Here is a 14,143-nt window from a genome sequence, read left to right on the forward strand (position 1 = left end):
GGTAGTCGCTCGGCCCAAGACGTTCGTTACACGATTGCGCGCAGCCAATTCTGGAGCAGCCGGTGGCCGTGCTCCGACAGCACGGACTCGGGGTGGAACTGGATGCCCTCGATGGGCGCCTCACGGTGGCGCAGGCCCATGATGACGCCGTCCTCGGTGCGGGCGGTCACGTCGAGCACCTGGGGGACGGTCTCGGGCAGCACGGCGAGGGAGTGGTAGCGGGTCATCCGCACGGGCGAGGGCAGCGTCTCGAACACGCCCTTGCCATCGTGGGCGACGGCGCTGGTCATGCCGTGGACGAGCTCGGGCGCCCGGGACACGGTGGCGCCGTACGCGACGGCGATGGCCTGGTGGCCGAGGCAGACGCCGAGCAGCGGCCGGCGGCTCGCGGCGGCGTGGTGGACCAGGGGCACGCTCACGCCGGCCGCCTCTGGCGTGCCGGGACCGGGGCTGATGAGCACGCCGTCGAAGCCGTCGGCGTCGCTCACGCGTACGTCGTCACGCGGGCGCACGTCGCAGTCGGCGCCCAACTCGCGCAGGTACTGCACGATGGTGTGGACGAAGCTGTCGTGGTTGTCCACGACCAGCACGCGGCTCATCTGCTTACGGTCACCTCGTCAAGCGCCACCAAGGGCTCGAGTAGCGGGAACACGACATACCACAGTACGGCCACCATGGCAGCGACCAGCACGGCGGCCGTCAGCGCCTTGACCGTCGCAGGGCCGGGCAGCTTGCGCCAGAGCCAGACGTACATGTCACTCCTCCCTCGGCTCGATCGACTTGAGCACCCCGCGCACGATGTAGCGCTGGGCGGCCGAGTATTCGGGATGGCAGGTGGACAGCGTGATGAAGGCCCGGACGGGACGCGCGTCCGGCTTGCCGGGCACGGGTGCGAACTCGTCGATCGCGGTGGGCAGGACGACGTCGTGCGCCGTCACCCAGTACGTGTAGCGGGCCTCGCGGGCCTCCACGATGATCTCGTCGTTGCGGTCGAGATTGTCGATCTTGTTGAACGGGGCCGAGTACGTGGTGCGGTGACCGGCCAGCGCGAAATTGCCGACCTGGCCGGGCATCGCGCTGCCGGGATAGTGCCCCGGCCCCTTCTTGAGGTCCTCGGTGCCCACGCCTTCGACCACGGCGTACTTGTAGCCAGGCCCCAGCTTGGGAATGCGCAGCACGGCGACGGCCGAGCCCGGCACGACCGTCCGCGGCTGCTTCGTATCCGGTTTGCTTTCTTCTGTCACTGTCAGTTCGCGCTGGAGGCGCTCCTGCTCTTGCTCGGTGTACACGCCGGTACCCCAGAGCAGGTACGCGCAGAACAACATAAGGATCAGGCCCGCGGTGATGCTCGTCTCCCCCAAGGCCCGGAGCATGGTCCGCATTCGCTGACTTTATCCCGGCAAGATGCGACAGCCCGGGATCGCCATATCCTGCGCGTGGCGGCTATCCTTGGGACCTTCAACTACGCTTAACGTAGAGCCTGCGGACGATCCGGATGCCCAGGCCCTCAGCAGGAGTTATCAGTGCCCAAGTCCAAGGCTCGCAAGAAGGCGGTCTACACCCCGCCGCAGAGGTCGCAGCAGGTAAAGGTCAGCCCGCGCTGGCTGGCGCCCACCATGGTTGCGGCGTGGATCATCGGCATCCTGTGGATCGCCGTCTACTACGTCGCGCCGCGGACGCCCTTCTTCAGCGACCTCCAGAACTGGAACCTGCTGATCGGGTTTGTTTTCATCGTCTTCGGTGTAGTGCTTTCCACCCGCTGGCGTTAGTTCTTTCCACAGTCTTTTCCACAGGCTGGGGAAGTCAGCTCACGCTGGCGATGATGGTCGATGCCTTCGTCACCACGAGCACGGCCAGCACCGCCAGCGATCCCGCGATCGCCAGCACCTGCCAGAGGGTCCTGTTGCCCTTGGGGGCGTAGGCCAGTGCCCCCGCCAGCGCCGACCCCGTGATCAGGCCGCCGATGTGGCCTGTCCAGCTGATGCCGGACACCAGGAAGGTGATCACGAGGTTGATCGCGATGAGGGCGGCGATGCCGCGTACGTCCACATTGAGCTTGCGCCCGACCACGAACACGGCGCCGAACAGGCCGAAGATGGCTCCGGACGCGCCGACCGTGGTCTGGTTGAGCGGGTCGACCCAGAGGCTGAGCGTCGAGCCGCCGAGCGCGCTGATGAGGTAGAGCGCCAGATAGCGGACGTGGCCGAAGGCGCGCTCGAGATAGGGGCCGACGACGTAGAGGGCCCAGCAGTTGAACAGGATGTGGAAGATCCCGTCGTGGACGAACACGACGGAGAGCATCCGGTAGTACTCGTCGAGCACGGCCACCCGCCCTGGCCACATGGCCAGCCACGCCGTGACCTGGCCGCCGGTGAGATATTGGGCGCCGAAGACCAGGACGGTGATGGCCAGGAGGGCGTACGTCACGATCGGCGTGCGTACGACGTTGCCGCCGAAGGTGGACTTGGCCTGGCGGATGCCCCTGTTGCCCTCGGCCACGCACTCGGGGCACTGGAAGCCCACGGAGGCGTCGCGCATGCAGTCGGGGCAGATGGGGCGCTCGCAGCGCTGGCAGCGCACCCAGGTCTCCTTGTCCGGGTGCCGGTAGCACGTGGGCACCGCCTCAGCGGGCTGCTCGGGCTGCTGTGGCGGGCTGGGCGGCTGGCTGGTCATGGCTGAAAGCCTATGGCGTATGCTCCGTGCTCGCGTGTCGCCCGCGTACAGGTGCCGCCGAGCGGCCCCGCGCTGTGCCCCTGGTGGCCCTGTGGGTGCACAGGGCCGTCAGGTGCCTGCCGCGACCTGGGCAGGGGCCGGTCCAGGCCCCGAGCCGAGGTCCGCGCGTCCGGTCAGGACTGGACGCGGTCGATGGTGACCGACTCCAGGACGACGTCCTCCACCGGGCGGTCGTTGCGGCCGGTGCTGGTCTTGGCGATGGCGTCCACGACGTCCTGGCCCTCGATCACCTCGCCGAAGATCGTGTGCTTGCCGTTCAGATGCGGCGTGGGCACGACGGTGATGAAGAACTGCGACCCGTTGGTCCCCTTGCCGAACCGGATGCCCGCGTTGGCCATGGCCAGCAGGTAAGGGCGGTTGAAGTACAGCTCAGGGTGGATCTCGTCGTCGAACTCGTAGCCCGGGCCGCCGATGCCCTGACCGAGCGGGTCACCGCCCTGGATCATGAAGCCGGAGATGACCCGGTGGAAGATCGTGCCGTCGTAGTAACGGTCGGTGCTCTTCTGGCCGGTGCCCGGGTGCGTCCATTCGCGCGTGCCTTCTGCCAGCTCGACGAAGTTGCGCACCGTCTTCGGCGCCTTGGTGGGAAAGAGCTCGACCTTGATATTGCCGCGATTGGTCTGCAGGTTAGCGATCAGCTTCTCAGCCACGAGACAGCTGCCCCCCTCTATACACAGGGTTGGTTTCGTGATGTTTTCAGAACGTTGGCCGTTCGGCCACAAGAGCCATCCTCCCACGGCTCGCCAGGATTGAGCCGCCTCGTCCAGGGAAGGTCAGGCTCGGGGCCCCAACGACAGGGGAGGTTGTCGTGTCCCTGACACTGAAAAGACGCCGCGTGGTCATAGAGGTACCCGCCACGTGGATGGGCCGCATGAAGGCCCAGGCCGTGCGAAGCGGCCGCCGAATGGCGCCCATGGCGGACCAGGCCAAGATGGCCGCCGCCCAGCGCTTCGAGGACGCCCGCTACTGGGCGGCGCCGCGGCTGGAGTCCGCGGCGCACGGGTTCGAGGATCAGGTCGCCCCCAAGGTCAGCTCGATGCTGACCAGGGCGGCCAGGAAGATCGACCCCACGCCCACGCGGTCGCGGCGATGGCCGATGCTCGTGCTGCTGACCGGTGTCGCGGTGGGTGCGATGGGTTACATGTTCTACCGCCGCAATGCGCAGCAGTGGACCGAGCACATGAAGGAATCCGCCTCAGATGCGTCGCGCTGGGTCAGCGAGAAGGCCGACAGGGCCGCCGAGTCTGCTGACCGGATGGCGACCAATGTGTCAAACAAGGCGGATGAGACATCGCGCAAGATGTCCTGATTTGGTGCCGCCGGTAAGGAGAGCGCGCCCTCGGCTGGATGTCCGGGGGCGCGCTTCTCCGTTCCCGGCCCGTTGACGCTCCACCAAGCGCTTGCTACAAACCGGGCATGGCCCTGTCTCCGCTGGACGACTACCCCATTCACCAGACCGCCCAGGTCATGCGGCACGTCGCCACGTCCGACCGCAACTTCTACGACCGCTACTACTTCAACTGCCACCCGGGCACCGACGAGCTCATGTTGATCGTCGGGCTCGGCCAGTACCCCAACCTGGGCGTCACCGACGCCTTCGCCTGCGTACGGCACAGAGACCTGCACCGCGTCGTGCGAGCCTCCCGCGAGCTGGGTCCCGACCGGATGAACACCGAGATAGGCCCGTTCCGCGTCGAGGTGCTCGAAGGGCTCAAGCGGCTCAGGGTGGTCCTGGAGCCGAACGAGCACGGTCTGGCCTTCGACCTCCTCTGGGAGGGCACGATCCCGGCGACCCTTGAGCCGCGGCACTTCCTGCGCTGGCAGGAGCGGGTCATGTTCGACTCGGTACGCCTGGCGCAGACCGGGCTCTGGTCCGGAAATATCAGGATAGGCGGGGAGGACATACCGGTCACGCCCGACCGCTGGCAGGGCACCAGAGACCGGTCCTGGGGCATCAGGCCGGTCGGCGAGCCCGAGCCGCCCGGCATCCAGGCCAAGAACCCCGGCACGTTCTACTGGCTCTACGCACCCATGCGGTTCGACGACCACGCCATCCTCTGCATCATCCAGGAGGACGAGCGCGGCCGGCGGGTGCTGGAGGAGGCCGTACGCGTCTGGTCGGACGGGCGCGAGGAGGAGTACCTCGGCAGGCCCGAGTACCGCCCGGTCTACGCCCCCGGCACGCGCGACGTCGTCGAGGCCACGATCACCTTCTCCCCGCCGGGCGGCAAGCCGTTCGACGTGCGCTGCACGCCGCTCCTGCCGGTGCACCTCATGGTCGGCACCGGCTACGGGCTCGAGCCGGACTGGAAGCACGGGATGTACCAGGGCGAGGGGCCCGTCGTGCAGGGCGTGACGTACCGGCTGCCCGACGACGCCGCCAGGATGTGGGGCATGGTGGACGCCGTCGGGCGCTTCGAGTACGACGGGCTCGTCGGCCACGGCCTCTACGAGTACTGGGCGCTGGGGCCGCACCCGTCCTTCGCGGAGTGACCTCAGTCGGCCTGCTCGCAGATGATCTTCACCTTCATGGCGTCCTTGGGCGCGCCGGCCGGCGGCTGCACGCGCACGGGCCCCTCATCCCCGGGCTCCGCCGGGCGCGCGGGGACGGCCTGCACGCCCTCGGGGAGCTTGCCGTCCGGGAGCGCCTCGACCCGCACCTCGCCGTCCGGGAGCCGCTCGATCTGCACGCCCTCAGGGAGCTCGCCGTCCGGGAGCCGCTCGGCCTTCACCGCGCCCGGCGGAAGGGCCTCGCCGTCGGGAAGGCGGTCGATCTTCAGCTTTTCGTCGGGCTTGATCACCTTCACCTTGCCGTCGCGCGTGGCGACCTTGCCGCCGATCTCGGACAGGGTGACGGTCTTGCCGTCGGCCGTCTTGCAGGTCACCTTGCCGCCTGCGGTGGCCGGCGTCTCGTCGGCCATGGCGGAGCCGGCCAGACCGGTGATGGCGAGTACGGCGACCGCGCCGAGCACCGCGAGACGTCGCTTGAACATGGATTCTCCTCACTGGGATTCGGTCGAACGCCTCGAGACTGGCGCGGCGTACCTTAAACGACCCTGAAGAAGCCCTAAATGATCTTCAGGTTGGCTTTAGGTGACCTGAGGCACCCTGATCGGTGTGCGAGTGCTACTGGTGGAGGACGAGGAGCGGCTGGCCGACCTGGTGAAAGGCGGTCTGGCAGGTGAGGGCTTCGCGGTGGACGTGGCCCACGACGGGCGCGACGGGCTGTGGATGGCCACCGAGAACACGTACGACGTGATCGTCCTGGACGTGATGCTGCCCAGGATGAACGGGTACGCGCTCTGCTCCAGGCTGCGCGAGGCGGGCGACTGGACGCCGATCATGATGCTCACGGCCAAGGACGGCATCTACGACGAGGCCGAGGCACTCGACAACGGGGCCGACGACTACCTGGCCAAGCCGTTCTCGTACGTGGTGCTGCTGGCCAGGTTACGGGCGCTGGTGCGGCGGGGCGGGCGGGAGCGGCCCGTCTCGATCACCGTGGGCGACCTGGTCGTCGATCCCGCCGCGCTGAAGTGCCGCAGGGGCGAGGTGGAGGTCGCGTTGACGCCGAAGGAGTTCGCGGTGCTGCACGCGCTCGCGCGGCGGGCCGGCGAGGTGGTCTCCAAGAGCGAGTTGCTGGCCCAGGCCTGGGACTTCTCCTACGACGGCGACCCGAACATCGTCGAGGTCTACATCAGCGCCCTGCGGCGCAAGATCGACGTGCCCTTCGGGAGGACGACACTCATGACGGTCCGTGGGGCCGGCTACCGGTTGGAGGCCGCGTGAAGCTGGTGGCGCTGCTCTCTTCAGTGCGCTTGAAGGCGACCGTCGCCGCCACCCTCGTGGTGGCCCTCGCCCTGGGCCTGGCGGCTCTGGCGCTGGTGGCCGTACTGCGCAGCACGCTGCAGCGCAACGCCGACGCCGAGGCGACCAGAAAGGCCGTGGCCGCGGTCCCGTACGCCGAGAGCCTGAAGATCGAGCGCGCCGAGAAGGCGCCCCCTGCCGCGGGAGAGCCAGGACCGATCCTGGTCGCGGGCAAGGAAGGCGTGATCCAGCTGCGCGACGGCACGACGGCCAGGTTCGCCGACCCCGACGTGCTGCTGACCGACGGCAAGGCGGCCTCGGCCGCGGAGTGGGCACAGCCGCAGAAGTACGCCGTCGCCGGCCTCAAGGTGAGCACCGCGGGCGGCCCCGCCACGGTCTGGTCGCGGGTCTCTCTGGACGGCGCCGAGGAGGCGCTGCGGACGCTGAACGGCGCGCTGCTGCCCGGCGTGCCCGCCGTGCTGCTCGTGGTGGCCGGGATGACGTGGATCTCGGTGGGCCGCGCGCTCGCCCCGGTGGCCGCCATCAGGGCCAAGGTGGCCGACATCACCGCCCGTGACCTGCACCAGCGCGTGCCCGTGCCCGGCTCGAAGGACGAGATCGCCGCGCTGGCCACGACCGTGAACGGCACTCTCGACCGCCTGGAGACGGCGGTCGATACGCACAAGCGGTTCGTCGCGGACGCGGCGCACGAGCTGCGCAGCCCCATCGCCACCCTGCGCGCCCGCCTGGAGCTGGCCGAGCCCAGCGAGCTCACCAGGGAGGCGCTGGCCGACGTCGAACGCCTGCAGTCCCTCGCCGCCGACCTGCTCATCCTGGCCAAGCTGGACGCCGGCGAGCCGCTGCGCACGGCCGAACTGGACCTGGGCCAGGTGGCCGCCGAGGAGTCCCTGCGTGCCGGGCGCCGCCCCGACGTGCGGGTGGAGCTGGACATCGAGCCGGACGTGGTGATGAAGGGCTCGCGCGCGCACCTCGACCGCCTGGTGACGAACCTGGCCGACAACGCGGTACGGCACGCCGCCTCGACCGTACGGGTACGCGTGCGCGCCGAGCAGGGCCAGGCGGTGCTGGAGGTGCAGGACGACGGACCCGGAATCCCGCCGGAGCAGCGTGAGGCGGTGTTCGCCCGGTTCACCAGGCTCGACGAGGCGCGGGCCAGGGACGCGGGCGGCGCCGGGCTCGGGCTGCCGATCGCGCGGGACATCGCCCTGCTCCACGAGGGCACGCTGGTGTACGCAGATTCCGGATTCGTCGCGAAATTTCCCCTGAAAACCGGCTAGGAAAGCTCAGGCGTCGAGCTGTAGGAAGGCCCTGTCGATCGCCTGCCTGGTCACGTCCTCCGGATAGGGGAAGAGCTTGATCAGGTCACGCAGGCCCTCCACGTGGGCCCGCCTGGCCAGCTCTGCCACGAGGGCCAGCTCGTCGTGCTGCGCCTGCGCGTACGCCCGGTCCACCACCGCGCCGTGCCCAGGCACGATCACCTGCTCGGGCAGCTCGGCCAGCATCGCCGCCGTGGTGGCCGGCCAGTCGAGCGGGTAGGAGTCGCTGAACGCCGGCGGCGCCCCCTCCTCCACCAGGTCACCGGCGAACACCACACCCGCGTCGGGGACGTGCACGACGACGTCGTTACTGCTGTGCCCGAGCCCGAAATGCCGTAGGTGCACGATGCGACCGCCGATGTCGAGGCTGGCCGCGGCCGTGAACGTGTGGTCCGGCGGGACGATCGTGACCTCCTCGTACTCCTCACGCCGCTCGGGCTGCCCCTTGATCATCGCGGCGCGCTGCTGCTCGCCGTCCTGCTCGATCTCCTCGGCGCACCTGACGTGGCCCCAGATCTCGGCCGGGCCGAAGAGGGCGTTGCCGAAGTAGTGGTCGAAATGGGAGTGGCTGTTGACGACCGTCCACGGGCTGCCGGTGATCCTCCTGACCGCCTCGATCAGGTCCGCCGCCTCCCTGTGCGAGCTACGCGTGTCGAGCACCAGGCAGTGCCCGTCGCCCACGACCAGACCCACGTTCATGTCGAACGACTCGTGGCGCCGGACATAGACCCGGTCGCCGACCTCAAGCCACTGCTCGTTCATGCCTACGAACCCTACTTTTAGGATCGTGGCATGGCATATGACTTCCAAGTCGTCATCGACTCGGGCGACCCGCACCGGCTGGCCGACTGGTGGGCCGACGCGCTCGGCTGGACGGTGGAGGTCCAGGAAGAGGCGTTCATCCGCGAGATGATCGAGAAGGGCTACGCCACCGAGGACGACACGACCCGGCACAACGGCGCGCTGGTGTGGAAGTCGGGCACGGCCATCAGGCATCCCGCCGGTCTGGAGCGCGCGCCGCGGGTGCTGTTCCAGTTCGTGCCCGAGCCCAAGACGGTCAAGAACCGCGTGCACCTCGACGTCCGCGTCGGGGCCGGCAACATCGATTCCGTGGTCGAGCAGCTCACCGCCAAGGGCGCGACCGTGCTGCACCGCGGCCGGCAAGGGCCCCACTGGTGGGTGACCATCGCCGACCCTGAGGGCAACGAGCTCTGCATCACCTGAGGTAGGCCAGCACCGCCAGCACCCTCCTGTGCCCGTCGGCCTCGGGCGGCAGGTCGAGCTTGGTGAAGATGCTCGCGATGTGCTTGGCCACGGCCGCCTCGGTGACGAACAGCTCCTTGGCGATCGACGCGTTCGTCCGCCCCTCGGCGATCAGGCCGAGCACCTGCTGCTCGCGCGGGGTGAGCCTGGCCAGCGGGTCGCGCCGCCGGCTCAGGAGCTGGCGGACCACCTCCGGGTCCACGACCGTGCCGCCGGCGGCCACCCGGTCGAGCGCGTCCACGAACTCGCGTACGTCGCCTATGCGGTCTTTCAGCAGGTAGCCGATGCCGGCGCCGGCGCCCGACTCCAGCAGCTCGGCCGCGTACGTCTGCTCGACGTACTGGCTGAGCACCAGCACGGCCAGGTCCGGGTGGCGTCCGCGCAGCTCCAGCGCGGCACGGAGGCCCTCGTCGGAGAAGCCGGGCGGCATCCGCACGTCGGTCACCACGGCGTCGGGACGGTGCTCGGCGACGGCGGCGACCAGCGCGGGCGCGTCGCCGACCGAGGCGGCGACGGTGTGGCCGAAGCGTTCGAGCAGGCCGACCAGGCCCTCCCGCAGCAGTACGGCGTCCTCCGCGATCACTACCCGCACGGGATCTCCACTCGTATCAGGGTCGGCCCGCCGACCGGGCTGGACAGGGACAGCCTCCCGCCCACCACGGCCAGCCGGTCGGCGAGCCCGGTCAGCCCCGTCCCCTTGGCCGGGTCGGCGCCGCCCACGCCGTCGTCGCGCACCTCGACGACCAGCGTGCCGCGCTCAACCCGCGCCGCGACGGCGCCCCCCGTGGCCTGGCTGTGCTTGGCCAGGTTGGCGAGCGCCTCGCTGACCACGTAGTACGCGGTGACCTCCACGGGCGCGGGCAACCGGCCGTCGAGCTCGACGGCCACGTCGACGGGCACGGGCGAGCGCCCTGCCACGTCGCGGATCGCCGCGCCCAGCCCGCGGTCGGTGAGCACCTGTGAATGCACGCCCCTGATCAGCTCGCGCAGCTCGGCCAGCGCCTGCTTGGCCTCGTCGTGGGCGCGCTCGATCAGCCGGCCCGCGGGCGAGTCGTCCGGCAGGTCGAGCCTGGCCAGGCCGAGCGTCATCGACAGGGCGACCAGCCGCTGCTGCGCGCCGTCGTGCAGGTCGCGCTCGATCCTGCGGCGTTCCAGCTCGAACGCGTCCACCAGCCTCGCCCGCGACCGCAGCACCTCGCTCAGCTCAAAGGCCTGGGGCGCGAGCATCGCCCGCACCATCGTCCCTCTGGCGCCGCCCCAGGCGGTGATCGTGTAAGCGGCGACGGGCAGCAGCAGAACGCCACCCGCTGAGGCCACGACGGCGACCACCTCGTCGCCGGACGGCTGCACGACCGGCGAGAGGATCAGAAGCACCGGTCCGCCGACGGTGAACGCCAGCATGATCAGGTCGATCCACCACAGCGCGAGCACCGTGAAGACGGCCAGCCCCGCCTCCCTGCTGCGCCTGTCCGGCACCTCCGGCAGCGGAACGCCGTCCACGAGCCGCAGCCTGCGCCGCTCGAACCAGGCGACGAGCGGGAGGCTCAGCGCCAGCACGACCGGTGCCGCGACCCAGCCGAGCGAGACCGTGGCGAACGCCCCGACCCCGACGGCCGCGCCCGGGACGGCGCTGGCCAGCAGGTACGCCGCGGAGCGCCACGGCCAGGCCGAGCCCAGGAACGGCAGCGGCCGCTGCGTGAGCGCCTCCAGCGCGGTCCGGTTGAGCACCTTCCGACGGTATCGGCTGGTGCGCGGGCCGAGCAGTAGTGCTGGGTCTACCTCGTGCGAGGGGCGCTCATCGGCCGAGGAAGCGCGTGAGCACCGGGGCCAGCGCCTTCGGGTCGACCATGTGCGTCTGGCCCTCGACGATCTCGCGTACGGCACCGGGGACGAACGCGGCGACCGCGTCCGCCGCCCGGTCGAAGAAGTCGCCTCCCCCGCCCACGAACGACTCCGCGCTCGCCCCGCCGGTGGCCACCAGCGTCGGGCAGGCGATCCCGGCCAGGCGGTCGGCGGGCGGCCGGCCGTCGCCCATGCAGGCGGCGTCGTACGCGAGCGTCGGCGCGACGGCCTCGAGCCCCGGCCACGCGGGCGAGTTGCGGGCCTGCTCCACCATCTCCTCCGTGGCGCCCGCCGTCACCATGAACAGCGCGAACGCGTCACCCCTGCGGCCCTCGGCCAGCAGCGCGTGCAGCCGCTCGACGTATTCGCGCCAGCGCTCCCGCCCGTCGGGGGCCACGTTGTACGGCACCTCGTACACGGCCAGCTTCGCGATCGGCAGCCCGGCGGCCGCGGCTTCGAGCGCGAGCGCGCCGCCCGACGAGGCCCCGAACAGGTGCGCGGCCCCGCCCGCCTCGGCGATGAGCGCGGCGATGTCCTCGATCTCGCGTTCGACCGCGTACGGGAGGGTGTCGCCGCTGTCGCCCCGTCCGCGCCGGTCGTAGTTGTAGACGGTGAACTTGCCCGACAGCTCCTGCGCGAGCTGCGCGTTGCCGGAACGGTCGACCGAGGCGCCGGCGACCAGAATGATCGCCGGGCCGTCGCCGAGGCGTTCGTACGCGATGGATGTGCCGTCTTTCGACGTGACGCAGTGCATATGGCTCCTCCGGAGGCCCTTATGACCATCCGATCTCGCTGGGTGACTATCGGCGGCGGCGTTATAGGACTACCGTCGTGCGTATGGCGATGCCCATTCCATCACGGCGGAATTCGACGGACAACGACAAAGCCCCCGACACCCCTACCCCGCCGTCGTGGCCCATGTCGGCTCCCCGGCTTTCCCAGGGGGACCGATCGGAGGAAACAGCATCAATCATCGTAAATTTAGACAAGGCGACACTTGATGCGGTTCATCAAAAAGCCCGCTCTGATGGCCGTATGATTTCCGACGTGATTCGCGCCGCGGTGGAGCGCGAAGTCAGCAACATGACGCACGCGACCATCCTGATCCAGCGCTGGAACCTGCAGTGCGAGGATCTGGACCGGGCGGCAGACGCGTTGCAGGTGGACCGGATTTCGGATGAAGTGATGCTCGGGCTCGGCCTGCATCGGAATCAAGAGGATTGACCATGCTTCCTGGGCGAGTTCTCGATGTGGGGGCGCTCGTCGACATAGCGGTCGCCAAGACGAACCATTCCCGCAGCATCGCGGCACTGTGTCTATACCGGGGCGGCGGGTTGTGCATTCCGGCGACCGCACTGACGCTCGTCTATTCGATCGTCCCGCTCGCCACGAAGGTCGAGCTTTTCGATCTGATCAGCAGCACGGCCGTGCAGGTCGACGAACTCACCGCGGGAAAGGTGCCCGACATCGCCGAGATCCTCGACGGGTCGGCCGACATCACCGCGGGCCACGTGATTTTATGCGCGCGGGCCACCCGGTGGCCGATACTGACCGATCGTCCGCGCGTCCTGCGCAACCTGGATCCGGGGATCCTCGTCGACCCGCTGCCCGAGCAGAACTGACCCGCGGAGGTCTCGGCCGGGCAGGCCGGTCCATGTCCGGAACACCCACTATTGTGGGGGCCCGGACACACGAGGAAGCAGATCCACCTTGGCTCATCGCGCCCTGGTCATCGCCATGCTGCCCGCGGTCGGGCTGCGACTGCTCGCCGTGCTCGGGTTCCCGCCGTCGATCCTCTTCTACGGCGACTCGTTCGCGTTCCTGCGCGAGGACGTGAGCCCCGGCACCACCAGACCCTCCGGATACTCGCTGCTCCTCGCGCTGCTCCGCCCGGCGCACAGCCTCACGCTGGTGACCGTCCTGCAGCACCTGCTGATGCTGGGGCTCGCGGTGGCGGTGTACGCACTGCTGAGGCGGCGCGGTCTGCCGGGCTGGGGCGCCGCCCTGCTGGTCACCCCGCTGCTGTACGACGAGTTCCTCATCCTGCTCGAGCACATGATCATGGCGGACGCGATCTTCATCGTGCTGGTCACGGCCGCGATCCTGCTCATCGTCCGGCGCGTCACGCCCGCCACGGCCGCCGTCGGCGGCGTGCTGCTCGGCCTGGCCGGCATCACCAGGACGGTCGGCCTGCCGCTGCTGATCCTGACGGCCGCGTACCTGCTGATCAGACGGTACGGCTGGCGCCCGCTCGTGGCGCTGCTGGTGGCGGGTGCGATCCCCCTGGGCGCGTACGCCACCTGGATGAAGGCCGAGAAGGGGAAGTTCGCGCTGACCGAGGCGGACGGGAACTTCCTGTGGTCCAGGACCATGAGCTTCGCCGACTGCGCGGTGATCAAGCCGCCGGAGCGGCTGGCCGTGCTCTGCCCGGACATGCCGGTGGAGCAGCGACCGTACCCGCCGCACTGGTTGTGGGAAAGCTTCTCGCCGCTGCTCAAGGTGCCGGGGACGGGCAATCGCAACCAGCTCGCCGGGGAGTTCGCCAGGCAGGCCATCCTCGCGCAGCCGGGCGAGTATCTCGCGGCGGTCGCGACCGACCTCGCGCAGCTGCTGCGCTGGGAGCGTACGGCCGTGGACGAGAAGACGCCGTACAAGCTCCCCACCGCCGAGCGGCCGCTGGGCGAGTCCGTGCGCGGCGTCGCCGAGTCGTACGAGGCCGGACCGGCCGCCACACAGGTGGTCGAGCCGTTCGCGGGGTGGCTGCGCGCGTACCAGCGCTTCGGTTATGTGCCGTTCCCGCTGCTCATGCTGGCCCTGGCCGGTGCGCTGACGGCCGCGCTGGTGCGGCGCCGCTGGGACGCGCTGCTGCCTGGGGTGGCGGCGCTCGCGCTGGTCGTCTCACCGCCGTTCCTGGCCGCCTATGACGTGCGGTACGTGATCCCGGCGATCCCGTTGATCTGCCTGGCCGTGGGGCTGACCGTCGGCACCCGCTCGCCGTCCCCCCGGGAGCCGGCCGAGGCCACGCGAGCGCCACTCAACGTGGGCTGACAGCGAAGTCGTTCAGCGCCGAGGTGACCGGCGTGTGCGGATGCGTCGTATACGATAGGCACCTGCTCTTGAAGGGCGCCACGGCACGCGCCAGTGGGCCGTTCTGCGGCGGT

Annotated in this window: 19 protein-coding genes; 9 read left to right on the forward strand and 10 right to left on the reverse strand. The window is 69.8% G+C overall.

The features are described from left to right. Positions 1–26: 26 nt before the first annotated feature. Genes ACIBVN_RS22665 through ACIBVN_RS22675 form a run of 3 tightly spaced genes read right to left on the reverse strand, consistent with a single transcriptional unit; the run spans position 27 to position 1,382 of the window. The gene (locus ACIBVN_RS22665) at positions 27–599 is read right to left on the reverse strand and encodes an anthranilate synthase component II (RefSeq protein ID WP_397139297.1); all 573 of its coding nucleotides are present in this window, start codon (positions 597–599) and stop codon (positions 27–29) included. Continuing rightward, positions 596–754: a hypothetical protein gene (locus ACIBVN_RS22670; protein ID WP_397139299.1), complete on the reverse strand. Its 159-nt coding sequence runs from the start codon at positions 752–754 to the stop codon at positions 596–598. Before ACIBVN_RS22670 ends, ACIBVN_RS22665 begins: the two co-directional genes overlap by 4 nt. A gap of 1 nt (position 755) precedes the next feature. Then, a complete protein-coding gene (locus ACIBVN_RS22675; protein ID WP_397139301.1) occupies positions 756–1,382 on the reverse strand; it encodes a class E sortase in 627 nt (208 codons plus the stop codon). A gap of 141 nt (positions 1,383–1,523) precedes the next feature. Here ACIBVN_RS22675 and ACIBVN_RS22680 point away from each other — a divergent pair, with 141 nt between their 5' ends. After that, on the forward strand, positions 1,524–1,769 hold the full coding sequence (locus tag ACIBVN_RS22680; protein ID WP_397139303.1) for a cell division protein CrgA: 246 nt from the start codon (positions 1,524–1,526) through the stop codon (positions 1,767–1,769). A gap of 34 nt (positions 1,770–1,803) precedes the next feature. Here the strand turns inward: ACIBVN_RS22680 and ACIBVN_RS22685 are convergent, their stop codons facing one another. Both ACIBVN_RS22685 and ACIBVN_RS22690 read right to left on the reverse strand, forming a co-directional pair. Further along, complete coding sequence (locus ACIBVN_RS22685; RefSeq protein ID WP_397139305.1) at positions 1,804–2,673, reverse strand: rhomboid family intramembrane serine protease; 870 nt, start codon at positions 2,671–2,673, stop codon at positions 1,804–1,806. A gap of 173 nt (positions 2,674–2,846) precedes the next feature. Then, positions 2,847–3,383: a peptidylprolyl isomerase gene (locus ACIBVN_RS22690; RefSeq protein WP_397139307.1), complete on the reverse strand. Its 537-nt coding sequence runs from the start codon at positions 3,381–3,383 to the stop codon at positions 2,847–2,849. Positions 3,384–3,541: 158 nt separating this feature from the next. Between ACIBVN_RS22690 and ACIBVN_RS22695 the strand changes: the two genes are divergently transcribed. Together ACIBVN_RS22695 and ACIBVN_RS22700 are read left to right on the forward strand one after the other, a co-directional pair. Then, complete coding sequence (locus tag ACIBVN_RS22695) at positions 3,542–4,042, forward strand: YtxH domain-containing protein (protein ID WP_397139309.1); 501 nt, start codon at positions 3,542–3,544, stop codon at positions 4,040–4,042. 107 nt (positions 4,043–4,149) lie between these two features. Next, entirely contained in the window at positions 4,150–5,226 is a 1,077-nt protein-coding gene (locus tag ACIBVN_RS22700) for a hypothetical protein (RefSeq protein WP_397139311.1), read from the forward strand. A gap of 2 nt (positions 5,227–5,228) precedes the next feature. On the opposite strand, the gene ACIBVN_RS22705 is transcribed toward ACIBVN_RS22700, so the two are convergent. Next, positions 5,229–5,726: a hypothetical protein gene (locus ACIBVN_RS22705; RefSeq protein ID WP_397139313.1), complete on the reverse strand. Its 498-nt coding sequence runs from the start codon at positions 5,724–5,726 to the stop codon at positions 5,229–5,231. A 124-nt stretch (positions 5,727–5,850) separates the two neighbouring features. Here ACIBVN_RS22705 and ACIBVN_RS22710 point away from each other — a divergent pair, with 124 nt between their 5' ends. Together ACIBVN_RS22710 and ACIBVN_RS22715 are read left to right on the forward strand one after the other, a co-directional pair. Beyond that, positions 5,851–6,522, forward strand: a complete 672-nt coding sequence (locus ACIBVN_RS22710; protein ID WP_397139315.1) for a response regulator transcription factor — start codon at positions 5,851–5,853, stop codon at positions 6,520–6,522. After that, positions 6,519–7,838 (forward strand): ATP-binding protein, encoded by a 1,320-nt coding sequence (locus ACIBVN_RS22715; RefSeq protein WP_397139317.1) that lies wholly within the window; start codon positions 6,519–6,521, stop codon positions 7,836–7,838. The genes ACIBVN_RS22710 and ACIBVN_RS22715 overlap by 4 nt, the downstream gene beginning before the upstream one ends. 6 nt (positions 7,839–7,844) lie before the next feature. Here the strand turns inward: ACIBVN_RS22715 and ACIBVN_RS22720 are convergent, their stop codons facing one another. Beyond that, a complete protein-coding gene (locus ACIBVN_RS22720) occupies positions 7,845–8,639 on the reverse strand; it encodes an MBL fold metallo-hydrolase (RefSeq protein WP_397139319.1) in 795 nt (264 codons plus the stop codon). Positions 8,640–8,669: 30 nt separating this feature from the next. On the opposite strand from ACIBVN_RS22720, the gene ACIBVN_RS22725 reads away from it, so the two are divergent. Further along, on the forward strand, positions 8,670–9,101 hold the full coding sequence (locus ACIBVN_RS22725; protein ID WP_397139321.1) for a VOC family protein: 432 nt from the start codon (positions 8,670–8,672) through the stop codon (positions 9,099–9,101). Here ACIBVN_RS22725 and ACIBVN_RS22730 read toward each other — a convergent pair. The 3 genes from ACIBVN_RS22730 to ACIBVN_RS22740 form a co-directional block, all read right to left on the reverse strand. Further along, positions 9,094–9,732, reverse strand: coding sequence for a response regulator (locus tag ACIBVN_RS22730; protein WP_397139323.1), 639 nt, complete (start codon positions 9,730–9,732; stop codon positions 9,094–9,096). The genes ACIBVN_RS22725 and ACIBVN_RS22730 overlap by 8 nt on opposite strands. After that, positions 9,723–10,868 (reverse strand): histidine kinase, encoded by a 1,146-nt coding sequence (locus ACIBVN_RS22735; protein WP_397139325.1) that lies wholly within the window; start codon positions 10,866–10,868, stop codon positions 9,723–9,725. Before ACIBVN_RS22735 ends, ACIBVN_RS22730 begins: the two co-directional genes overlap by 10 nt. A 67-nt stretch (positions 10,869–10,935) precedes the next feature. Beyond that, positions 10,936–11,736 (reverse strand): alpha/beta fold hydrolase, encoded by an 801-nt coding sequence (locus ACIBVN_RS22740; RefSeq protein ID WP_397139327.1) that lies wholly within the window; start codon positions 11,734–11,736, stop codon positions 10,936–10,938. Between the two features lie 83 nt (positions 11,737–11,819). Between ACIBVN_RS22740 and ACIBVN_RS22745 the strand changes: the two genes are divergently transcribed. From ACIBVN_RS22745 to ACIBVN_RS22755, 3 genes are all read left to right on the forward strand, one after another. Then, positions 11,820–12,206, forward strand: coding sequence for a hypothetical protein (locus ACIBVN_RS22745; RefSeq protein ID WP_397139329.1), 387 nt, complete (start codon positions 11,820–11,822; stop codon positions 12,204–12,206). Between the two features lie 26 nt (positions 12,207–12,232). Further along, complete coding sequence (locus tag ACIBVN_RS22750; protein ID WP_397139331.1) at positions 12,233–12,604, forward strand: hypothetical protein; 372 nt, start codon at positions 12,233–12,235, stop codon at positions 12,602–12,604. Between the two features lie 88 nt (positions 12,605–12,692). Next, complete coding sequence (locus tag ACIBVN_RS22755; protein WP_397139333.1) at positions 12,693–14,030, forward strand: hypothetical protein; 1,338 nt, start codon at positions 12,693–12,695, stop codon at positions 14,028–14,030. Positions 14,031–14,143 lie beyond the last annotated feature (113 nt).

Origin of the sequence: Nonomuraea sp. NPDC049400 (assembly GCF_044466425.1) — a bacterium.
Taxonomy (GTDB): Bacteria; Actinomycetota; Actinomycetes; order Streptosporangiales; family Streptosporangiaceae; genus Nonomuraea.